A 20,905-nucleotide genomic window follows, 5' to 3' on the forward strand; every position below is an offset into this window, starting at 1 on the left:
ATGCGGTACCAGAAAGGAAGTAGTAGTGACTTCTGTGTCCACCTCATCGGTGTCCACCCCTGCCGGAGTCTTCGATCGCTCGCACAAGCTGAGCTCACGTAGCCACGAGCAGGTCGTGTTCTGTGAAGACGCCGAGTCCGGCCTCAAGGCCATCATCGCCATCCACTCCACGGCACTGGGTCCGGCGCTCGGTGGCTGCCGCATGTACCCGTACGCCGACGAATTCGAGGCTCTCGAGGACGTCCTGCGGCTGTCGTGGGGTATGTCGTACAAAGCCGCAGCGGCCGGGGTGAACCTGGGCGGCGGCAAGTCCGTCATCATCGGTGACCCCACCAGCGACAAGAGCGAAGCGCTCTTCGCCGCGTTCGCGCGCTACGTCAACACCCTGGGTGGCCGGTACGTCACCGCCGGTGACGTCGGCACCAACACCGACGACCTGGACGTCATGGGCAATTACACCCAGCACGTCACCGGCCGCAGCGCCGCGGCCGGCGGCTCCGGCGACAGCGCCCGCCTGACCGCGCTGGGCGTGTTCAACGCCATGCGCGCGGGCGCCGAATCAGTGTGGGGTGCACCGACGTTGGCCGGCCGGACCGTCGGCGTCGAAGGCGTGGGCAAGGTGGGCCGCGAACTCATCGCGCTGCTGATTGCCGACGGAGCCGACGTGTACGCCACCGATGTGAACGACGCGGCGCTGCAGCGCGTCTCGACCGACCACCCGTCTGTGCGCGTCCTCAATTCGGTTGCCGACGCCCCGGTCGATGTCTATGCTCCCTGTGCCCTCGGGGCTACTCTGACGCCTATGAGCGCTGAAACCATCGAGGCGAAGCTGGTCTGCGGTGCCGCGAACAACCAGCTCGCGACACCGGACGTCGAGCTGTTGCTCGGCCGTCGCGGCATCACCTGGGTACCTGACTTCGTGGCCAACGCCGGTGGCCTCATCCAGGTGGCCGGTGAGTTGCACGGCGCGGACCGCGCGGCCGTCGAAGCCGACGTGACCCGCATCTTCGACCGGTGCCGCGACATCATCGCCACCGCCCGCCAGGCGGGCATCAGCATCGGTGCCGCCGCCAACCTGTTCGCCGAACAGCGGCTCGACGGGGCCATCTGATGGGCGCCGGCGGCGGGCTTTTCCGCACCAAGTCAGTCGAGCAGTCGATCCGGGACACCGATGAACCCGACTCGAAGCTCCGCAAAGACCTGACGGCAAGGGATCTCACTGTTTTCGGCGTTGCCGTCGTCATCGGCGCCGGCATCTTCACCCTTACCGCTCAGACCGCGGGCAACATGGCAGGGCCGGCCGTTTCGGTCGCCTTCGTCATCGCGGCGATCACGTGCGGGCTCACCGCACTGTGCTACGCCGAGTTCGCCTCGACTGTGCCCGTCGCCGGCAGCGCCTACACCTACGCCTACGCCACCTTCGGTGAGCTCGTCGCATGGATCATCGGCTGGGACCTGATTCTCGAATTCGCGCTCGCCGTAGCCGTTGTCGCCAAAGGCTGGTCGCAGTATCTCGGTGAGGTACTCGGCGGCGCGGTGTCGCCCGTCGTGCACCTCGGGTCCATCAAGTTCGACTGGGGTGCACTGGTGATCATCGGGATCGTCGGCGTTCTGCTGGCGACCGGAACCAAACTGTCGTCTCGGGTGTCTGCCGTCGCCGTGGCGATCAAGCTCGCGGTGATCGTGCTGATCCTCGTCGTCGGTGCCACCTACTTCAAGGCGTCGAACCTCACCCCCTTCATCCCGGCGGCGCAGCCGTCGGCGAAGGCCGACGGGGTGCACCAGTCGATGTTGGCCTGGCTCACCGGAACTGGCGGTACGAGCTTCGGGTGGCTGGGCCTGCTGACAGCGGCCAGCATCGCGTTCTTCGCCTTCATCGGCTTCGACGTGGTCGCCACCGCCGCGGAAGAAACCCTCAACCCGCAGCGCGACGTACCCCGCGGCATCTTCGGCGCGTTGGCCATCGTCACCGTCTGCTACGTCGCGGTGTCCTTCGTGCTCACCGGAATGGTGTCGTACAAGCAACTGCAGGGCGAAAATGCCACCCTGGCAACCGCGTTCGCCATCCACGGCGCGACGTGGACCAAGAACATCATCTCCATCGGCGCGCTGGCCGGCCTGTCGACCGTCGTCATGGTGATGTTCCTCGGCCAGACCCGCGTCCTGTTCGCGATGTCCCGCGACGGTCTGCTCCCCCGCCGCCTCGCACACACCGGCAAGCACGGCACCCCCGTGCGACTGACGGTCATCGTGGGCGTCGTCTGCGCGGTGCTCGCGGCGTTCGTCGACTTCGGCACTCTCGCCGGCATGGTCAACATCGGCACGCTCGTCGCATTCATCCTCGTTGCGATCGGCATTCCTGTCCTGCGCCGGACCCGACCCGATCTCAAGCGCGGCTTCCGCGTGCCCCTCGTGCCGGTGGTCCCGATCCTGGCTGCGCTGTCATGCCTGTGGCTGATGCTCAACCTCGAGGTCGAGACCTGGTTGCGGTTCCTGATCTGGATGGCGATCGGCGTGGTCCTCTACTTCGCCTACGGCAGGTCCCACTCGATGATGGCGCGACCGCGCCCCGAGCCGCACAAGCACCTCAACGTCACCCAGATAGCGGCCTGACCCTCATTTGCAGGTGACCCGGACCTCGAAGGGCTTGGTCACCATCACTGGCGGTAGCGCTGCCGTCACCCCGGTGGCGCTACCGCTGATGATGTACGTATCACCGTCTTTGGACGCCGTGGCCTCGCCACCGGACATGCCCTGCTGATAGCCGAGGATGACGCCATTGACGTTGCCGAGGATCACCGAATGCACGGTCTTGGCGTCCGGCGTCAACACCACCGCCACCCCCGAAACCTTTTGGCCTATCGCGATATTGAAATTGCCGACCGCGTTGGTACAGACCACATTGCCGGTGATGTTCTGTCGTACACCGTCGACGGTCACCTCGGCCTGACCTGGCGGCGGATTGCCGGTGGCGGATTCGCTGGGCGAAGCCGCAGCGCTGGACGTCGACGACGACGTGGTCTTGGCGGTGCTGCTGGTCGAGCTACTCGCCGAACTGCTGGTCGAACTGTCGCTCGGGCTCGTCGTCCCGGTGAACGGTTTCTCACCGGTGCAGCCGACACCGACGAACCCGATGACCACCGCTGTGCCCGCCGCACCGATCGCTAACCGTTGCCTCACCTTGGCACCCTTCTTCGTCGTCACAATCCGGTCCCACAACATGTACGCCGTTGAACCGGCCGGCGCAGCTAATGCGTCGAGTGGCTGGGGAGAAAGACGTCGTTGAAGGTGACCGTACGGAGGTTGCGGCTACGGACGACGTCAGCCAGGCGATCGAAGACGTGCGTCACCGGAGCATGGTTGAGATGGCCGAGGACGATGTTCTGCGGCCGGAAATGAATGTCGGCCATCTTCACGATGTAGTCCTCGGTGATGACCGTCGAGTCGGCCAAGGAACCCGTCCACATGGTGGTGAGGGTGTAGCCGAGGTCGGCAGCCACCGCCCGCACAGCGGCGTTGTGCCGGCCGTAGGGCGGCCGCAGATACGGCCGCGCGTCGACCCCGAATGTGTTGGACAGGAACGCATGATTGCGCTGGATCTGGTCGGCGATCTGTGCCGGCGACTGCGTGGTGAGGTCCGGATGCGACCAGGTGTGGTTACCCAGCTGGATCTGGCCCGATTCGACGAGCGGCCGCAACAAGGGTGCGTTGTCGGTCCAGGACCGATAGGTGCCGTTGACGAAGAACGTCAGCCTGATGCCGGTGTCCTTCGCGAACTGCGTGTACAGCCGCACGACGTTGCTGTCGACGCCGTCGTCGACGGTGAGGGCGAGCAGATCTCCTTGGCCCGGAAGAACGCTCAGGACGCCGTTGCCGGGCAACGCGACGCGGGCGGCGGCCGGTGGCGGAGGCAGCAGCGGTGGTCGGGCCGCGCCGGGTGCACCCAGCAGCTCCGGCGCGTGCGTCGCCGAGGCAGCGGCGGCGTGGGGCGCAGTTAACGCGGTGGCCAGCGCCGTACGCGCCACCTCGATGGTCGCCACGGCAGGCGGAATGGTGATGGCTGCCCCGAGGCCGGCCAGGAAGGCTCTTCGGTTCAGCACGGACACGGCCCGCAAGCTATCAGCAGTTCCTGGCAATCGCTGACCGACCGACCGCGGTCAGTCGAGGCAGAACTCGTTGCCCTCCACGTCCTGCATGACGATGCACGACTCGTTGATGTCGTCAGCGGGAAGCAACCGCACCCGGACCGCGCCGAGCGCGATCAACCGCTCGCATTCGGCCTCGAGCGCTGCCAGGCGCTCTGCCCCGACCGATCCGGGGCTCACGCGTACGTCCAGGTGGACCCGGTTCTTCACTGCCTTGTCTTCGGGCACGCGCTGGAAGAACAGGCGCGGACCGACACCTGTGGGATCGACGCAGGCGAACTTCGACCCCTGGTGTTCAGGGGGCAATGACCGGTCGAAATCGGCCCATGACGCGAACCCCGGCGGTGGCGGCGGCACGACGTACCCGAGCACGTCGCACCAGAACCGCGCGACACGCTCGGGTACCGCGCAGTCGAACGTGACTTGAAATTGCTTGACCGCAGCCACCTTTCGCCTCAGCGGTCGAGGTTGCGAAGGCCGGCGACGGTATCGGCCAAGGTGATTCGCGGATCACGGTAGGTGACGCCGAGGTCGCGTTCGCTCGGTGTGTCGTCCGATGCCGGCATCTGCGTGTAGTACTGCATGCCGGCTTCGGTGAACGGTGTCTGGAACGGCAGGAACGGCCCGAGGCGGTCGAGCACCTGCCCGGCCATCCGCAGGACGGTGTCGGGGACCGGCACGGACAGCATGGTCTTGTCGCCGACCTCGGTCAGCAGCCGCGCCAGCTCATCCACCGGGATGCGGTGGCCGCCGGCCATGTAGCGCCGGGGACCCTTGCCCGACTCCAACAAGGCCGCGTGCAGGTCGGCCAGGTCGCGACCGTCGACCACCGTCCACGCCGCGCTCCGACCGGGAATCGCCCCGAGTTGAAGTGCTTGGGCCACGCCCTCGCCGGCCTCACCGAACTGGTTGCCGACCGGCGGGCCCATGACCATGCCGGGGTAGGTGATGTTCACGGGTGCGCCGGCGTCCTGCATCCCGCGGGCATAGATCTCGACCTGCGCCTTCGACCGTCCATAGCCGTCGGTGCCGCCGAACACCGGCAGGTCGGCATCCAGCTTGTCGACATCGGGGTTGAACAACGCGGTAATGCTCGACACGTGGATGATCGGGTCCAGGCCCAGTTCGACGGCGCCGCCCAGCACGTTGCGCGCACCGTCCATGTTGGTGCTCAGCATCTGCGCCGTCTGGCTCGGGTCGGTGGCGACCAGCGCCGCCGCGTGCAGGACGGCGTCGCAGCCATCCAGCGCACGCAGCACCGAGTCACGGTCGGTGATGTCACCGACCACGTGATCAGAGACGTCCACACCCAGCTTGGCCACGCTCGTCTGCAGCCGGGCCGCGTTGCGCACCAGAAAACGGACCGAATGTCCCTTGTCTGCAATGGCTTTCGCGCTCCAACCGCCGACAAATCCGGTACCTCCGGTAACCAGGACCCGCATTACGCTTACCCCCTCAGATGTGAACCGCCGGTCCCTGACGCTAGTACGGCAGCGCGAGCGACGGTCACGAACGTGTCATTAGGCCGCGGGGTTGATTCGCGCGATGTACACGTCGCGCGTGAAGATGCGTAGCCCTTCGGGCCCGGGTGGTGCGGTCGAGGTATAGACGGCACCGGTCGGAGTCGTGAGCTTTACGGTGTGCCGACCGTGTCTGTCGTAGGTGGTGGCCGCGTGCCAGCCGGGTTCTTCTTTGACGTAATTGCAGTGCTCGCACAGGCCTTGACCGTTGTGCACGCTGGTGGGTCCATCGTGGTGGTGCGGCTTGACGTGATCGGTGTGCCGGATGCGGGCGTTGCAGTACGGGGTCCGGCAGATTTGATCCCGCAGCGCGATGAACCGCGCCAGTCCCTTCGGGAACGTCCGCGCCGTCGATTCCATCGCGACCAACTTGTTGGTACCCGGCTGGGCATACAGCCGCCGCACCGCGGCCGCGGCCTGTGGGTCGGCTTCGGCGGCCAGCACCAAATGCCGGGCCAGCTCCGCCGGGACCGGCCCATACCCGTCCAGGTGAGCAGGTTCCTCACCGCCGGCGAGCAGCGTTTCATCGGAGAGCACCAGGTTCACCGTCACTGACACCGGCGCCTCGACCGGGTTGCGTCCGGTGACCCGCTCAACCACCAGGTCGGCCATGATCTGGCCATGCGTGCGGCCCAGCCCGGCCGGCACCGACGTCCCCGGCAGCGTCGACGCCAATGTCGCGGCCGCCCCGTCGGACAAGGCCTGATGCACCGCCCGGCCCTCGTGCGCGGGCAGCCGCACGCTCACTGTGGCCATGCCGTCGCCGGCGGCCCGGAACCGCACATACCGCTCCTTTCGAGCCTGCTGCGCCCGCTCCAATACCGCCTGCTGATCGAGCCGGTAGACGATCCGCTTGGACTCTGCGGCGATCTCGGCATCCCCCATACCGTCGATGGTGGCGGGGTCCGCGCACAATTCGGCGTCGAGCAGCTGGCGACGGAACACAGACAGGCACGCCGCTTCCTTGGTGATCAGCTCTGCCCGATGCTCCGACAGCCGCCCCGACTCCAGGGCCGCCAGCGTGCACGGCATATCGGCGACCAGGATTCGGGCCATCGCCATCAACCGCTCGCCCCGATGTGGGGACTCCTGCCGAGCCAAACCGACTTCCGAGCCCAGCGCGGCCCGCGACACCCGCGGCCCACCCGCCCGCGCCGCCGCCACTCGCCGGGCCTCCAACTCGACCGCCACCCGTGCCTGCTCCGCCGCCGCCGCGGCCTTCACCCGCTCGAGTTCAGCCATGCGACCCAGCAGCGCCGACTCATCGGCATCGGGGTCCATCACGACCAAACGTTCGAACATACGTGCGATACTACTCGCTACTCCCGACAAGTGCCACAGCTTGTTCAACGCCCCGCTGCACCGCCACTAGGGTGGCGCAGAGGGGCGACTTTGCCTGCGATGCTGGGTATCTCACCGTTGTCCAGCGCCACAGCCGTAGGCTGCCAGCGTGCACGTCGACGTGATGACCGTTCCGCAGCCATTGGCTCAGATGGGTGCGCTGGCCCAGCGCACTCAGGCCGCCGGATTCTCCGGCCTCCTGCTGACCGAGACCGGACGGACCGCGTATCTCAGCGCCGCGGTCGCCTCCCAGACCGCTCCCGGACTCGAGCTGTCCACCGGTGTCGCGGTGGCGTTTCCGCGGAGTCCGTTCGTCACGGCGGCGTCGGCGTGGGAACTGCAGGAAGCGACGGGCGGCAAGTTCCGGCTCGGCATCGGCACCCAGGTCCGCACCCACGTGGTGCGGCGCTACGGCATGCCCTTCGAGCAGCCCGGCCCGCGGCTGCGTGACTACGTCCGCGCGGTGAAAGCCTGTTTCACGGCGTTCCGGACGGGCAAGCTCGACCATCACGGCGATTTCTACGACCTCGACTTCATCACGCCGCAATGGAGCCCCGGGCCCATCGACGCACCCGATCCCAAGGTCGACATCGCCGCGGTGAATCCGTGGATGCTGCGCATGGCCGGCGAGGTCGCGGACGGTGTGCACATTCACCCACTCGGCGAGCCGGGCTACATCGCGCGCCACGTGCTGCCCAATGTGGCTGCGGGAGCAGAGAAAGCGGGCCGGTCCCTCGCCGACATCGACACGATCATCCCGGCCATGACGATCGTCGGCGACACCGACGAGGAACGGCACAACGAACGCGAGTTCGTCCGCGCCAGCATGAGCTTCTACGGCAGCACACCGAACTACGCGTTCATCTGGGACGAAGCCGGTTTCGACGGCACCACCGCGCGCCTGCGCGAGAAGCAGAAGGCCGGCGACATGGCAGGCATGATGGCGCAGATCACCGATGACCACATCGCGGCCTTCGCCACCGAGTCCACCTGGGATGAGTTGGCGGACAAGCTCATTGCCAAATACGAGGGCGTCGCGACCCGCGTCGTGCTGTACAACGCCCTCGGCGGATCCGACCGCTTCGAGCGGTACGGCGAGATCGCGCGGAGACTGTCAGCGCAATAGCGTCAGGAGGACTTCTTGACGACGCTCGACTTGAGCTGAAGGCGACCGAAACCCGGCACGTTGGCGTCGATGTCGTGGTCACCGACACCGTCCGTGATGAGCGTGATGCCACGGACCTTGGTCCCGACCTTGATGGCGCCGCCCCCGCCGCCCGAGACCTTGACGCTCTTCACCAGCGTGACGCTGTCGCCATCGGCGAGCACGTTGCCCACGGCGTCCTTCACCACTCGCGCACTGTCGGCATCGGAGTCCCCGCTGTCGCCGGCGGCCCACTCATGGGCACACATCGGGCACGCGTAGAGCGCACCGGACTCGTAGGTGTACTCGCTGGCACACGCAGGGCAGGGTGGCATCGGGGCAGTGTTCGTCACCCCACCATTCTCGCCCGTGCCATCGCCGCTCATCTCACGGGATATCCCCCGTTCGGTTGGTGACACTCGAAGGCAGCACCAAGGTGCGGTACATCGCCGTCAGCCACTGCGGGCCGTTGCAGAAATCGTGGTCGATCCACCACGCGAGCAGACCCAACGTGGCTGAGGTGTAGAACTCCGCCGACACCTCAGCGGGCACAGCGGGCTCCGCAGAGGTGAGCTCGGGTCGCAGGTGCTTACGAAGGACGTCGCCGATCAGGTGGCGCAGATGGCGCTGAACCACGTCACCACCATGTCGGCCGCACAGTGCGCGGTAGATCGGTTGATGCCGGTAAGCGTGGTCGAAAAGCATTGTCGCGGGCAAGGTTACGTCGACGGCACCGGACGCCGGAATGGCGGCGAGCGCGTCGCCGAGTTGATCGCGCATGTCGTCGAAGCTCGCGGTCAGTAGTGCTTCTTTGTCACGAAAATGGACATAGAAGGTCGATCGGCCGACGTCGGCGCGGTCGAGGATGTCCTGGATGGTGGTCTTGTCGTAGCCCTGCTCAACGACCAGTTCCAGGAAGGCGGAGTGCAGCAGTTTCCGAGTGCGCCGCACCCGGCGGTCGGTGACCGGCGTGCCACGATTCCCCGAATTCCGAACAGATTTCGACTCTTGTTCGGTTCTGGACATCTCGCCCCCATTGGTTGTTGACGGAATTTCGGCCCTCTCCCCTCAATTGAACAAGCTGTTCGGAAACTAACCAAGTGTCCGACAAAATCAATGAATCGGGAGAACGCCATGAGCTATGCATGGGCGATTGTGGCGGCCGGGTTGGTCGGCACCATCGCGACAATCAGCGCAACGTTGTTCCGTGGCGCCATCGCCGCGAATCTAGGGAGGCGGCGGGCCACCCGAATCGCCGTCATATTCGGAACTGTCTGGACCACTTGGGTTTTGGTGAGTGCGATGCTTGCCCACGCCGACGTGTATCGGTTCGCTCCGGCGAAGATCGAACCGTGGTTGGCCGTGGCCATGGTCGTACCCCTCGTGACGGTCCTGCTCGCGACCAGGACTCCGGTCGCGTCCCGAATCCTGGATCAGCCGGACACCCAGTGGTGGCTGACCGTGGCGCAGATCTTCCGGGTGGAAGGGGCCGCTTTCCTGATTGTGATGGCGCTGGGCGAACTGCCTGCCGGATTCGCCCTGCCCGCCGGATTGGGCGATATCGCAATCGGTTTCGGCGCGATCTACCTGGCCCGCCACCTTCGGCACGGGAACGTGGGCCGACGACTGGTGTGGTTCAACATCCTGGGTCTGCTCGACCTCGTGGTCGCGACCGCGCTCGGCGTCACCGCAGCGCCGGGCCTTGCGCACGTGCTGCAGCTGTCTCCGTCGACCGAGCAGATCGCTCTGCTGCCGCTCGTGCTGATTCCGACCGCCCTGGTGCCCCTCGCCGCGGCGCTGCACATCGTGTCGTTGCGCAAGCTCTCGACGGCCGCACCTACGGCGTCCAAGTCGATCCTGGTCGGAGCCTGACATGACCACGACCATCCGCCATCAGGTCAACCGCTTCGTCGTCGACACCGATGACACCTTCGATGGACTGCGCCGGCGTTTCGAAACCCTGGTACCCACCATCGATTTCGCCGAACTCACCGAAGTGATCGAATCAGGTGACCTGGCTGCAGTACAGCGCTACACCGCAGCGCGCGCTCCGCATTCGTTCGTCAACTTCTGGGCGTTCGACCCGACGCCGATGATGGCACTGGCGGGCAACCCGACCCGCGCGGTCACCTACATGGTGGGCAACAACGTGATCGCCGAAACGATGTTCCGCCGAGATCCTGGCATCATGCTCTACGCACCGATGCGCGCCGCCATCTACGAGGATGTCGACGGCGCAGTGCATTTCAGCATCGACCAACCATCGAGCCGGTTCGGTAGCTTCGGCGACCCACAGATCTCGGCGGTGGGCAGGCAACTGGATCACAAACTCGCGGAACTGCTGCGACTGCTGGGCCTGACCGCGCCGGCAGAGCTGGACGCCGCGTGACTGTGAGCCCTGTGCAGGCAATTCCGCGAATGTCCCTGTATAGGGCTCACAGTCGACGAGTGGAAGAATCGAGGCATGATCGAACAGAGCCTCTGGATGCAAAAGGTCGAGGCGAATCCCGCGCACTCGCAGTGGTACATCGATCGCTTCCGGACATTGGCCCGCGCCGGTGAAGACCTGGTCGGCGAGGCCCGCCTGATCGACGCGATGGCTTCCCGCGGCGCCCACATTCTCGACGCCGGTTGTGGACCCGGCCGGATCGGCGGATACCTCGCCGCGGCTGGGCACGATGTGGTCGGGGTGGACGTCGACCCTGCATTGATCGCGGCCGCCGAGGAGGATCACCCCGGGCCGCGCTGGCTGGTGGGCGACCTCGCCGAGCTCGACCTGCCGGCGCGCGGCATTCCCGAGCCGTTCGATCTCATCGTGTCGGCCGGCAACGTGATGACGTTCGTCGCCCCGAGCACCCGCGTGCAGGTGCTAACCCGGCTCGGCGCCCACCTGGCCGACGACGGCCGCGCGGTGATCGGTTTCGGTGCCGGCCGCGACTACCCGTTCAGCGAGTTCTTCGCCGACGTGACCGAAGCGGGGCTCACCCCCGACCTGCTGTTGTCCACGTGGGATGTGCGGCCGTTCACCGACGATTCCGACTTCCTGGTCGCAGTTCTGAGACCGAACAGTCCCCGGTAGCGTGGCAACGATGAACTTCTCCCGCGTGTCCTCCTCTGTTGCACTGACCGCCTGCGCCGCATCACTGGCCGTCGCCCTGACCGCCTGTGGCTCCGACGAAAAGCCGGCAGCGGCGACCACGACCCAGGCACCGCTGGTGACGACGACCCCGAGCCCGGTCACTGCCCTGGACAACTCCACGACCGCGGCCGCCCGCACCTGCCCGATGGCCGAGGGACAGGGCGGCGCGCCCGAGTGGACGCTCAATGGCGCCACCGGCAGCGTCGCGGTCACCGGCTCCACCGACAGCGCGGCCCCGGTCGTCACGGTCAAGGGCCCGTTCAGCGTGAATCAGACCCAGGTGCAGACGCTGAAGGCCGGCACCGGGCCCGTCGTCCCCGAAACCGCGACGGTCTCCGTCTGCTACGCGGGCTTCAACGGCCGTGACGGATCGAAGTTCGACAGCGCGTACGACCGCGGCGCCCCGGCCACCTTCTCGCTCATGCGCGTCGTGCCCGGCTTCCAGAAGGCCATCGCCGGCCAGAAGGTGGGCTCCACCGTCGCCGTCGCGATGACCTCCGCCGACGGCTACCCCGACGGCCAGCCGAGCGCAGGCATCGAGAAGGGCGACTCGCTGGTCTTCGCGATCAAGATCCTCGACGTGTCGAACTGATCTTTGCCGTGCAGCGTCGCGGCGAACCTGTTATCAAGAACATCGTTCATCGTTACCGCGAAACACCGTCGTGCAGGGGCGGCCCGGCCCCAATTGACGCCACAATAGAAATGTTGGAGTGCCGCGCTGTGGAGGACAGCGTGGTGCGTCAGTAAGTCGCCGCTGCCGCGACGGGAGGGTGTATGCGCAGCTCAGTAGGCATAGTCACTGTTGTCGTGGTTGGTGTTCTGACCGCGGGCTGTGGCAGTACGCAGGGCAAGGCCGTACCGGTGACCACGCCGCCGATGGTGCCCCGGCCGCTGGTCGAACGGGAACTCGACGGGCTGCTGCTGAACCCCGAGCAAGTGAACGCGACGATGGGTTCGACGGCCATGGCGGTGCTCGGCGCCCAGGCGACCATGTCGGACAACAGCAGCACGATGGCACCACCGGAGTGCCTCGCCATCGACGGCGCGGCCGAAGCCGCCGTGTACGCGAGCAGCGGGTTCTGGGCCGAGCGCGAGCAGAGCATGAACGACGGGGACAAGTTCACCCACTACCTGAAACAGGCCGTGGTCCTGTTTCCGACACAAGACAAAGCGCAGGAGTTCTTCAACGCGTCAGCGCAGCTGTGGCCGGCGTGCAAGCAGTACACGCACACGCAGAGTCAGTCGCAGTGGACCGTCGGGCCGATCACCAACGCCCACGACATTCTCAGCGTGGTCTCGACCGAACAAGACGCGGCCGCACCCGGTTGGGCGTGCGGCCGCGCCTTGGCACACAAGAACAACGTCATCATCGACATCAACACGTGCAGTCCCGACCCGGCGGACACGGCGGTCCAAGTCGCCAATCAGATCGGCACCAACGTCGCGGCGCGATGGTGACGGCAGCGGTTATCCGCCGTTGGTGACCGGGTTCGACGTCAGGGTGATGAAGCCGTCGTTGATCCACACACCCCAGCGTCCACCCCAGGCCGAGGTCCACACCACGGGCTGGCCGTTCCAAACTTCAGCCGGCTTCTTCGGCGCCCACGGCGGGACCTCCTCGCCCTGCCCGGGCGCAGGTGGCGGTGGCTGAGCCGCTGCCAGCGGCATCCCGAAGCCCAGCGCGGCCGCGGCAAGCGATCCCGCGATGGCTGCGGCAGACAAGGTCTTCTTGATCGAGGTCATGTGCTCCCCTGCGTCGACTGCGATTACTTAGCGTATGTAATCACATTACGCCGAACCGTCACTGCGATGGGGTGGCCACAAATCCGGACTGCGGCGGCGCCGCGTCAGGGCCACCCGGCGCCGGAGCCGAACCGGGCTTCGGGTCGTAGTACCCGGGCGGCGGCGGGCCGTTCAACGGGTAGTAGCCGGGAGGCAGCGCGGGTCCGCCGGTCTTGGGACCGGTGTCGACGATCGGGTTCGATGACGCCGGATCGGTCAGCGAGATGAAGCCGGGCGGCAGTTTGGGCGCCGGCCCCGCATTGGGTGGTGCTCCGGGCGCCTCCTCGGGCGGCATGGTGAGCGCCTCGATCGGGTTACCGCTGTGGAATGTGTGCCAGATGTCCCGCAGGTAGCCCAACTGGCCCGGGGTACTTCCGGCGCCGTAGGTCGGGTTCTCGATCTCGGGGACTGTCGGAGCTCCGATCGGCGGCGCGGCCACCGGGCCGCTGGGGCCGCCTGCGGGCTCCACGACGGGCTGGCCGGGTGCAGGTGTCGTCGGCGTGGCAGGGTCCGCCGCAGCCGGACCGGCCGCGGCGAACGCGCCGACAAGCAGAATGCCGCCGACGATCATCGGCGGTCGGAAACGCTGTCGTTCGGTCTTCAAATTGCTCGTCCGTTCTGTCAACCGGCTTCCGTAACGGGTCAGGCTATCGCGTGAGCGGGCCTCCGTCACCTTGTTCGGACCTGCATGGCCCGGTATGCCGACCGAATTTCGTCGACCCGAGCCGCCCCGATCCCCCACGGCTTGTCGACTCCGACCTGCTCGTCGAGGTCCCACAGCACGCAGACCTCGTCGGGTCCGGCGACCTTTTCCCAGGCGATGACCGTGCGCCTGAGCTGCTCGTGCATCGGCTCGGCCACCGCATCTGCGGGCGCGCCGCCCTCGGGGTGATGATGAAGGAACTGGCCGTAGGCCGTGTCGCAGAATGCCGAATACCTTGCCGTACAAAGGATCAGGCCATGCCAGGCCTCATCGACGGCGTGCGACGGCATGCCGATCACCTGACCGTCCCGCATGGCCGCCCCGCAACACCGCAGCCACTGCCGCAGGCCCTCCGCCACGAGATCCCGTGGCTGCCAAGGGCAGGTCTTGAACACCGCGGGCGGCAATTCGAGATCCGCCACCGCGGCGTTCATCTGGCCCAGCGGCCCCTGGCGCTTGAATCGCACTCTGCCACTGTAGGTCGTGGCGGCAGCTAGCCGGCTCCGGTTCGCACGGGCATCCGCGACCAGCCGCGCACGCTCGAGGTCCGGGCGCGCTGCGCGTTCGCATAGTCGACCTGCCAGTCAGTCCACCGCTTGAACACCTCCTCGAACGCGACGCGGGCTTCCAGCCGGGCCAACGCGGCGCCGAGGCAGAAGTGGATGCCCTGACCGAAACTGAGGTGACCGGTCTTGCGATGGATGTCGTAGCGATCGGGGTCGGCGAATTGCCGATCGTCCCGGTTCGCCGACCCGTTGAGCAGCAACAGGTACGAGCCTTCGGCCACGCGCTGCCCATGCCAGTCGACATCGCGCGCGACGTACCGGGCCTGCACCGGGGATGGCGCCTCGAACCGCAGGGTCTCCTCGACCGCCGCCGGAATCAGAGCCGGGTTCGCCACGAGTTCGCGGCGCTGATCGGGGTGTTCGCCCAGCAGTTGACCCATGAATCCGATGAGCCGAGCACTGGTTTCATTGCCGGCGCCCGCAATCATCGTGGTGTAGGCCAACACCTCGCCGCGTTCCAACGGCCGCAACTCCCCGTCGGATCCCTCCACCTCGGCGGTGAGCAGATCGGTCATCAGGTCGTCGGAGGGATGGCGGGCCCGCCAGTCGATGTACTCGACGAAAGCTGCCATCGAATCTTGGAAGATCGTCGTACTGATGTCGCAGGCGCTGCCGTCGGAGCCGACGGTGATGCGCTCGTCCGTGCCGTCCCGGATCACCTGTTGATCTGACTCGGGGATGCCCAGCAGATAGCCGATGGTCCGCATCGCCAGGACGGCACCGAGCTGCGTCACGAAGTCGAACCCGTCGAGATCACGTAGCGGATCGAGGGCACGGCAACAGAATTCGCGCACCTGGCCCTCCACCGCCGACATCCGGCGCGGCGTGAACACCCGCGACAGCAAGCGGCGGTGCAGATCGTGCAACGGCGGATCCTCGAACAGCAGAATGCCCGGCGGCACCTCGATGCCGCTGAACAGGATGTCCGGCGCGGTGCCGTGCCCGGACCGGTAGGCCTGCCAGTCCGGAAGTGCCTGCGCCACATCGCCATAGCGGCTCAGCGCATAGAAGTTGTACTTCTCGTTGTAGTACAGCGGCGCCTCGGCCCGCATCCGCTGCCAGATGGGGTACGGATCGTCGTCGATGCCGTAATCGAAAGGGTCGTAGTACAACTCGGCCTGCTCGATCATCTACCGTCCTGTCATCGGCTGGTTGGGCACCCCGGGGAAGAGCTCGGTCTCAGGTCCGGCAGTCACCCAGCCGGCCAGTTTCGTCGCCAGATGCGGCGCGAACACCGCGCCGTAGAGCAGGTTTCCCACTACGACGACCGCGACTACGGACAGCACGGCGGACTGGGTGCGCGTCGCCGCCCGCTTGTCGGCCCAGACCTCGATGACGCTCCGCCCCTTGGTGTCGGTGCGGCCCAGCAGGTAGGTGAACACCATCATCTGGATGCCCATGGCCAGCGAGTCATAGATGGGGTACTGATTCCGGGTGCCCTCCCACAGGCCGAGACCTGGGATCACCCTGCCGTAGTAGAAGACCCCGAGCCTGGCCCCGAGGATCGCGTTGAACATGAAGGCCCAACAGAATCCGACGACCAGGCCGACGGTGAGCATGGTCGTCGGCTGGCGCAGTTGCCACCGTCGGCACACCCACCGCCCGATGGCCGCCGCGATGACCGCGGGCAGCGCAAAGTAGGACATGTAACCGATCGGCACCGGTGCCGGCAGCCCGCCCCAGGTCATGTTCAGCGGCCACCAGGACGGCATGCGTGGGATGGCCGGCGCGAACTGGGCGTACATCGCCCAGTCGTAGGGGGCTTCGATCCACGAGAACGACATGGCCGAGATGCACAGCAGCAGAAGCGGATGCAGCCGCCCGCGGCGGACGCTGAGGTACACGCCGAGCAGCACGAAGGCGAGTCCGCCCACGTAGGCGAAGCCGATGGCGGCCGCCATCAGCGGCGTCAGGCCGGAGTTCATCGCGGCTCGCCACTGTCGGTGCTGCGACGGGCTTCCGGGTCGAAATGCAGTACCGCGGCGTAGATCACGACCACCAGCCCGAACAGCGTGCCGAGCATGACGACCGCACCCATGTCGATTCCTTTCTGGCGGAGACCAGAGTTTGTGGATAGTAGACACTATCCACAAATCCGCCGTCAAGGGCCGCTATGTTTGAACCGTCCGGGAGCCGGACGAGTCAGAGGAGCTTGCCACCGTGACCCTGCCCGAAACGCCGCCGCGTACGGCCACGCCGCGCCGCCCGCGTGGCGAGGCTCGTCGCCTGCTGCTCGCCGAGGCGCAAAACCTGTTCTCCCGCAAGGACTATCGCAGCACCACGACCCGAGAGATCGCCGATGCGGCCGGCGTCACCGAGCATCTCCTGTTCCGGTACTTCGGTTCCAAGGCCGGTCTGTTCCGCGAAGCACTGGTGCTGCCGTTCACCGACTTCGTCCACGGCTTCGCCCAGACCTGGCAGTCATTGCGCCCCGAAGACACCGATGAACAAACCCTGGCACGGCATTTCGTCGGTCAGCTCTACGACGTACTCGCCGAGCATCGAGGGCTGCTGCTCACGCTGGTCGCGGCCGAAGAGCTCGGTGACGAGATGGAAAGCGCCGGGATCGCCGACATCAGAGCGGCCCTGGCGACGCTGGGCCGGATCAGCACCGAGGGCATGCAGCTGCGCGGGATGACGTCGGACCAACCTGCCCTGCCTGCACATTCGACGGTGGCGATGATCGTCGGAATGGTCGCCCTTCGCCCCACGCTGTTCGGTGCCAACCCGCCCTCCCGAGACGCGATCGTCGACGAACTGGTGCAGGCCACGCTGCACGGCTTCTTGCACCGCACCGGCTGAGCCGTCAGGCGGCCTGCGCCGGACTGTCTTCGGCCACAACGGCCTGCCGCCGGGCTTCCCAGCGCCGCAGCGCCATCCGGCACGGCTCCTCCAGCAGCGCATAACTCACCGCGGCCACCGCGAGTCCGAACGTCGTCGTCAGGACCATCACCACCGGCAAAGCCCCCGGAAATGACGTCGGCCCGACCATGGCGAGCACCATGTCCAGTGCGGCGAGGTGCCACAGGAACAGCCCGTACGACCAGCGACCGAGCGTCACCATCGGGGCACTACCCAACACCCGGTGCTGATCGCCTGGAGCGCCGAGGACCAAGGGCGCCAACAGCGCTCCGGCGACAACGGCCCCCAAGGCCGTCCGCGTGATGAACTGGCCGAGCGTGGCGTGGTGGTGCCCGGCCGGCAGGGCCAACGGAGACGCCGCGACCAGAAAGGCGGCGACAGCCACGATCATCAGGATGGTCCGCTGCCGGGCCAACTGATGCAGCCAGCTGTAGGGCCGGAACATCCACTCCGCCAACAACATCCCGACGGCGAACCACGAGGCGTAGGCCGGCAACCAGGTCAGCGGATTGGCCCCGTGGTACGCGGGGATCGGTAGATAACCCCAACCGAAACTGAGCAGCGCCACCCCGGCGATCACCGGAACCCGCAGCCGCGGCCGCAATTTCGCGGCAAGGAGCGCCAGCAGCGGCACGACGAGATAGAACGCCATCTCGACCGACAGGCTCCACATCTGCGTGAGCCCGGCGATGAGGGTCTTCGGCACGAAGACCTGCGTGAGAGTGAGGTTCGCGATCCACACGGTCCGGTCCGCGCTGCGCGCGTCCGGCAGCAGGGTCAGAACCACGACCACCGTCAGCAGATAGGCCGGCATGATCCGGACCAACCGAGAACGGTAGTAGGGCGCCGCCTCGGGTTCGGCCCGCAACCCGTGCGCCGCAGCGGCATGGCCACGCCACAGCAGGAAGCCCGACAACGCGAAGAACACTGCCACCGACAGGTCGAAGCGGGCCAGCAACCGGCCCACGACACCATCGGTGTAGCCGGTCTGCAATGCCACATGCGTGAGCACCACGCCCAACGCCGCGGCGGCCCGCAGCCCCTCCACCGCAGGCAGGAACCCGCGGGTTCCGCTGACGGGCTCCGGGACAGCTGCGGTCATGCGCGATCCGCCTTCGGCTTCTCGCGGGTGGTCATGCGCCCAGTGTGCCCGAGAACCGCGCTCAGCTACCGAAAAGTCCCGCTTCGACGACTCGGATGACCGGTGCGCCGTCCTCGTCCGACGCGGCGAGATCGATCTCCACGTCGATCCCCCAGTCGTGGTCGTGAGCCGGGTCGTCGAGGATCTGGCGGACGCGCCATACGCCCGGCGCGCGGTCGAAGATCAACATGGCGGGCCCGCGGGCGTCCGCGCCGGTGCCGAGGTCGTCGTGCTCGGCGAAATACTGCTCCCCCACCGCTTCCCACCGCGGCGCCGTCCACCCCGACGCGGCGTCGAGTGCACCGAGCTCGTCCCAACGGCGTCGGGCCCACAGCTCCACCCGGCGGAACAGGGCGTTGCGGACCATGGCGGTGAAGGCCCGCTCGTTGCCGGTCAGCGGCCGCACCGGAGCCATCACCGCTACCTGGTCGACCTGGTCGGCACTGGTCAGCTGCTCCCATTCGTCGAGCAGGCTCGAATCCACCTGGCGGACAAGCTCTCCCAGCCATTCGACGATGTCCGTGAGCTCGTCGGTCCGCGCGGCAGCCGGAACTCCCGACCGCAGCGCCTTGAAGGCGTCCGACAGGTAGCGCAGCACCGCACCCTCGGTGCGGGTCAGCCCGTAAGCGCTGACGTACTCCTTGAACGTGAGTCCCTGTTCCCACATCTCGCGCACGACGGACTTGGGGGCCGGATGTCCGTCGGCCGCCCACGGGTTGCTTCTGCAGTACACCTCGAAGCAGTGCGCCAGCAGCTCGTCGAGCGGGCGTGGATAGGTGATGTCGTCGAGGAGTTCGATGCGCTCGTCGTATTCGATGCCCTCGGCCTTCATGGCGGCGACGGCCTCGCCACGGGCCTTCTTCAACTGGGCCGCCAGGATCTGGCGCGGATCCTCGAGCGTCGCCTCGATCACCGAAACCACGTCGAGCGCAAAGGTATCCGATGCCGGGTCGAGCAACTCGACGGCCGCCAGCGCGAACGTCGACAGCGGTTGGTTCAGCGCGAAATCCGGTGGCAGGTCGACGGTCAGTCGGTACCGCCGCCCGTCCGGCTCGGGTTCGACGAGCCGTTCCAGCACCCCGGCTTGCAGCAGCGAGCGCGCGATTCCGACCGCTTCGCGGATGTGCCGCAGTTGGCGCTTGCGAGGTTCATGGTTGTCGCCGAGCAGCCGGCGCATGGCCAGGCAGGGGTCACCGGGGCGGTCGACGACGTCGAGGATCATTGCCGTCGACACCCGCATGTTGCTCGTCAGCGCTTCGGGTGCGGCCTCGACCAGACGGGTCATGGTGTTCTCGCCCCACGGCACCATGCCCTCGGGAGCTTTGCGGCGCACCAGCTTTCGCCGCTTCTTCGGATCGTCGGCGACCTTGGCGAACTGTTTGAGGTTCTCCACCTCGTGCTCGGGGGCCTGCACCACGACGGTGCCCGCGGTGTCGTAGCCGGCCCGCCCGGCGCGGCCGGCGATCTGATGGAACTCCCGGGCGTTCAGCAGCCGGGTGCGGGTGCCGTCGTACTTCGACAACGCCGAGAACACCACGGTGCGGATCGGCACGTTGATGCCGACGCCGAGGGTGTCGGTGCCGCAGATGACTTTCAGCAGCCCCGCCTGGGCCAGTTGCTCCACCAGGCGCCGGTACTTGGGCAGCATGCCGGCGTGGTGCACACCGATGCCGTGCCGGACCAGCCGCGACAGCGTCGAGCCGAACGCCGTCGTGAACCGGAAGCCACCGATGTGGTCGGCAATGGCCGCCTTCTCCTCTTTGGTGCACACGTTGACGCTCATCAGCGCCTGTGCCCGCTCGAGCGCGGCGGCCTGGGTGAAATGCACGACGTAGATCGGCGACTGTTTGGTCTGCAGCAGATCGGCGATGGTCTCGTGCATCGCAGTGGTGGCGTAGCTGTAGTAGAGCGGCACGGGCCGCTCGGCATTGGCCACCAGCGCCGTTGGCCGGCCGGTGCGCCGGGTGAGGTCCTCGCGCAGGACGGTCACGTCGCCGAGCGTCGCCGACATCAACAGGAACTGGGCCGCGGGCAATTCCAGCAGCGGCACCTGCCAGGCCCAGCCGCGGTCGGGATCGCCGTAGAAATGGAACTCATCCATCACCACCAAACCGATGTCTGCCTGTGCGCCCTCGCGCAGCGCGATGTTCGCCAGGATCTCGGCCGTGCACGCGATGATCGGCGCCCCGGCGTTGACCGCCGCGTCGCCGGTGAGCATGCCGACATTGGCGGCGCCGAAAACGTCACACAACGCGAAGAACTTCTCACTGACCAGTGCCTTGATCGGCGCGGTGTAGTAACTGCGCCGGTTCGAAGCGAGGGCGAAATAGACCCCGCCGGTGGCCACCAGCGACTTGCCGGAACCGGTCGGCGTCGCCAGCACCACATTGGCGCCACTGACCAGCTCGATCAGCGCCTCCTCCTGCGCCGGATACAGCGCGGTGCCCGACGCCTCGGCCCACTCGGCGAACGCCGCGAGCAATTCGTCGGGGTCGGCGCCCGTGGCGCGCAGGGCGGTCAGGTCCGCAGGGTCGTCAACAAGTGCCATCGTGGGGTCAAGCG

Annotated in this window: 23 protein-coding genes; 9 read left to right on the top strand and 14 right to left on the bottom strand. The window is 67.0% G+C overall.

Annotated features, from left to right (window positions below; all coding sequences use genetic code 11):
• Positions 1 to 25: 25 nt before the first annotated feature.
• Both AC1U2B_RS22490 and AC1U2B_RS22495 read left to right on the top strand, forming a co-directional pair.
• Positions 26 to 1,111: a Glu/Leu/Phe/Val dehydrogenase dimerization domain-containing protein gene (locus AC1U2B_RS22490; RefSeq protein ID WP_480218531.1), complete on the top strand. Its 1,086-nt coding sequence runs from the start codon at positions 26 to 28 to the stop codon at positions 1,109 to 1,111.
• Positions 1,111 to 2,613 (top strand): amino acid permease, encoded by a 1,503-nt coding sequence (locus AC1U2B_RS22495; RefSeq protein WP_480218532.1) that lies wholly within the window; start codon positions 1,111 to 1,113, stop codon positions 2,611 to 2,613. Before AC1U2B_RS22490 ends, AC1U2B_RS22495 begins: the two co-directional genes overlap by 1 nt.
• A 3-nt stretch (positions 2,614 to 2,616) precedes the next feature.
• Here AC1U2B_RS22495 and AC1U2B_RS22500 read toward each other — a convergent pair whose 3' ends face one another.
• The 5 genes from AC1U2B_RS22500 to AC1U2B_RS22520 all read right to left on the bottom strand — a co-directional run bounded on the left by AC1U2B_RS22500 (position 2,617) and on the right by AC1U2B_RS22520 (position 6,967).
• On the bottom strand, positions 2,617 to 3,180 hold the full coding sequence (locus AC1U2B_RS22500; RefSeq protein ID WP_480218603.1) for a lipoprotein LpqH: 564 nt from the start codon (positions 3,178 to 3,180) through the stop codon (positions 2,617 to 2,619).
• A 68-nt stretch (positions 3,181 to 3,248) separates the two neighbouring features.
• Positions 3,249 to 3,947: a polysaccharide deacetylase family protein gene (locus AC1U2B_RS22505; RefSeq protein ID WP_480218604.1), complete on the bottom strand. Its 699-nt coding sequence runs from the start codon at positions 3,945 to 3,947 to the stop codon at positions 3,249 to 3,251.
• A gap of 210 nt (positions 3,948 to 4,157) precedes the next feature.
• Positions 4,158 to 4,592 carry a VOC family protein gene (locus AC1U2B_RS22510; RefSeq protein WP_480218533.1) on the bottom strand — a complete coding sequence of 145 codons (435 nt, stop codon included), beginning with the start codon at positions 4,590 to 4,592 and terminating at the stop codon, positions 4,158 to 4,160.
• 8 nt (positions 4,593 to 4,600) lie between these two features.
• Positions 4,601 to 5,587 carry an NAD-dependent epimerase/dehydratase family protein gene (locus tag AC1U2B_RS22515; protein ID WP_480218534.1) on the bottom strand — a complete coding sequence of 329 codons (987 nt, stop codon included), beginning with the start codon at positions 5,585 to 5,587 and terminating at the stop codon, positions 4,601 to 4,603.
• 78 nt (positions 5,588 to 5,665) lie between these two features.
• Positions 5,666 to 6,967 carry an HNH endonuclease gene (locus AC1U2B_RS22520; RefSeq protein WP_480218535.1) on the bottom strand — a complete coding sequence of 434 codons (1,302 nt, stop codon included), beginning with the start codon at positions 6,965 to 6,967 and terminating at the stop codon, positions 5,666 to 5,668.
• A gap of 148 nt (positions 6,968 to 7,115) precedes the next feature.
• On the opposite strand from AC1U2B_RS22520, the gene AC1U2B_RS22525 reads away from it, so the two are divergent.
• Complete coding sequence (locus AC1U2B_RS22525; protein WP_480218536.1) at positions 7,116 to 8,132, top strand: TIGR03617 family F420-dependent LLM class oxidoreductase; 1,017 nt, start codon at positions 7,116 to 7,118, stop codon at positions 8,130 to 8,132.
• A gap of 2 nt (positions 8,133 to 8,134) precedes the next feature.
• Here the strand turns inward: AC1U2B_RS22525 and AC1U2B_RS22530 are convergent, their stop codons facing one another.
• On the bottom strand, positions 8,135 to 8,485 hold the full coding sequence (locus AC1U2B_RS22530; RefSeq protein ID WP_480218605.1) for a zinc ribbon domain-containing protein YjdM: 351 nt from the start codon (positions 8,483 to 8,485) through the stop codon (positions 8,135 to 8,137).
• 52 nt (positions 8,486 to 8,537) lie between these two features.
• Positions 8,538 to 9,176 (bottom strand): TetR/AcrR family transcriptional regulator, encoded by a 639-nt coding sequence (locus tag AC1U2B_RS22535; protein ID WP_480218537.1) that lies wholly within the window; start codon positions 9,174 to 9,176, stop codon positions 8,538 to 8,540.
• A 108-nt stretch (positions 9,177 to 9,284) separates the two neighbouring features.
• On the opposite strand from AC1U2B_RS22535, the gene AC1U2B_RS22540 reads away from it, so the two are divergent.
• The 5 genes from AC1U2B_RS22540 to AC1U2B_RS22560 all read left to right on the top strand — a co-directional run bounded on the left by AC1U2B_RS22540 (position 9,285) and on the right by AC1U2B_RS22560 (position 12,747).
• Complete coding sequence (locus AC1U2B_RS22540) at positions 9,285 to 10,022, top strand: DUF8737 domain-containing protein (RefSeq protein ID WP_480218538.1); 738 nt, start codon at positions 9,285 to 9,287, stop codon at positions 10,020 to 10,022.
• A 1-nt stretch (position 10,023) separates the two neighbouring features.
• Positions 10,024 to 10,539, top strand: a complete 516-nt coding sequence (locus AC1U2B_RS22545) for a DUF302 domain-containing protein (protein WP_480218539.1) — start codon at positions 10,024 to 10,026, stop codon at positions 10,537 to 10,539.
• A gap of 75 nt (positions 10,540 to 10,614) precedes the next feature.
• Positions 10,615 to 11,229: a class I SAM-dependent methyltransferase gene (locus tag AC1U2B_RS22550; RefSeq protein ID WP_480218540.1), complete on the top strand. Its 615-nt coding sequence runs from the start codon at positions 10,615 to 10,617 to the stop codon at positions 11,227 to 11,229.
• A gap of 10 nt (positions 11,230 to 11,239) precedes the next feature.
• Entirely contained in the window at positions 11,240 to 11,881 is a 642-nt protein-coding gene (locus AC1U2B_RS22555) for an FKBP-type peptidyl-prolyl cis-trans isomerase (protein WP_418001782.1), read from the top strand.
• A gap of 182 nt (positions 11,882 to 12,063) precedes the next feature.
• Positions 12,064 to 12,747, top strand: a complete 684-nt coding sequence (locus AC1U2B_RS22560; protein ID WP_480218541.1) for a sensor domain-containing protein — start codon at positions 12,064 to 12,066, stop codon at positions 12,745 to 12,747.
• Positions 12,748 to 12,756: 9 nt separating this feature from the next.
• Here AC1U2B_RS22560 and AC1U2B_RS22565 read toward each other — a convergent pair whose 3' ends face one another.
• The 5 genes from AC1U2B_RS22565 to AC1U2B_RS22585 form a co-directional block, all read right to left on the bottom strand.
• Positions 12,757 to 13,032, bottom strand: a complete 276-nt coding sequence (locus AC1U2B_RS22565) for a hypothetical protein (RefSeq protein ID WP_260938571.1) — start codon at positions 13,030 to 13,032, stop codon at positions 12,757 to 12,759.
• 58 nt (positions 13,033 to 13,090) lie between these two features.
• The gene (locus AC1U2B_RS22570; protein ID WP_318259763.1) at positions 13,091 to 13,675 is read right to left on the bottom strand and encodes a hypothetical protein; all 585 of its coding nucleotides are present in this window, start codon (positions 13,673 to 13,675) and stop codon (positions 13,091 to 13,093) included.
• Between the two features lie 65 nt (positions 13,676 to 13,740).
• Positions 13,741 to 14,241, bottom strand: a complete 501-nt coding sequence (locus AC1U2B_RS22575; protein ID WP_480218542.1) for a UCP032817 domain-containing protein — start codon at positions 14,239 to 14,241, stop codon at positions 13,741 to 13,743.
• Positions 14,242 to 14,267: 26 nt separating this feature from the next.
• Positions 14,268 to 15,470: a cytochrome P450 gene (locus tag AC1U2B_RS22580; protein ID WP_480218543.1), complete on the bottom strand. Its 1,203-nt coding sequence runs from the start codon at positions 15,468 to 15,470 to the stop codon at positions 14,268 to 14,270.
• Entirely contained in the window at positions 15,471 to 16,265 is a 795-nt protein-coding gene (locus tag AC1U2B_RS22585; protein WP_480218544.1) for a spirocyclase AveC family protein, read from the bottom strand.
• A gap of 241 nt (positions 16,266 to 16,506) precedes the next feature.
• Between AC1U2B_RS22585 and AC1U2B_RS22590 the strand changes: the two genes are divergently transcribed.
• The gene (locus AC1U2B_RS22590; protein ID WP_480218606.1) at positions 16,507 to 17,142 is read left to right on the top strand and encodes a TetR/AcrR family transcriptional regulator; all 636 of its coding nucleotides are present in this window, start codon (positions 16,507 to 16,509) and stop codon (positions 17,140 to 17,142) included.
• Positions 17,143 to 17,146: 4 nt separating this feature from the next.
• On the opposite strand, the gene AC1U2B_RS22595 is transcribed toward AC1U2B_RS22590, so the two are convergent.
• The gene (locus AC1U2B_RS22595) at positions 17,147 to 18,304 is read right to left on the bottom strand and encodes an acyltransferase family protein (RefSeq protein ID WP_480218545.1); all 1,158 of its coding nucleotides are present in this window, start codon (positions 18,302 to 18,304) and stop codon (positions 17,147 to 17,149) included.
• A gap of 61 nt (positions 18,305 to 18,365) precedes the next feature.
• Complete coding sequence (locus AC1U2B_RS22600; RefSeq protein WP_480218546.1) at positions 18,366 to 20,891, bottom strand: DEAD/DEAH box helicase; 2,526 nt, start codon at positions 20,889 to 20,891, stop codon at positions 18,366 to 18,368.
• Positions 20,892 to 20,905: the final 14 nt, after the last annotated feature.

This window comes from Mycolicibacterium sp. P4_G11, from assembly GCF_056555145.1.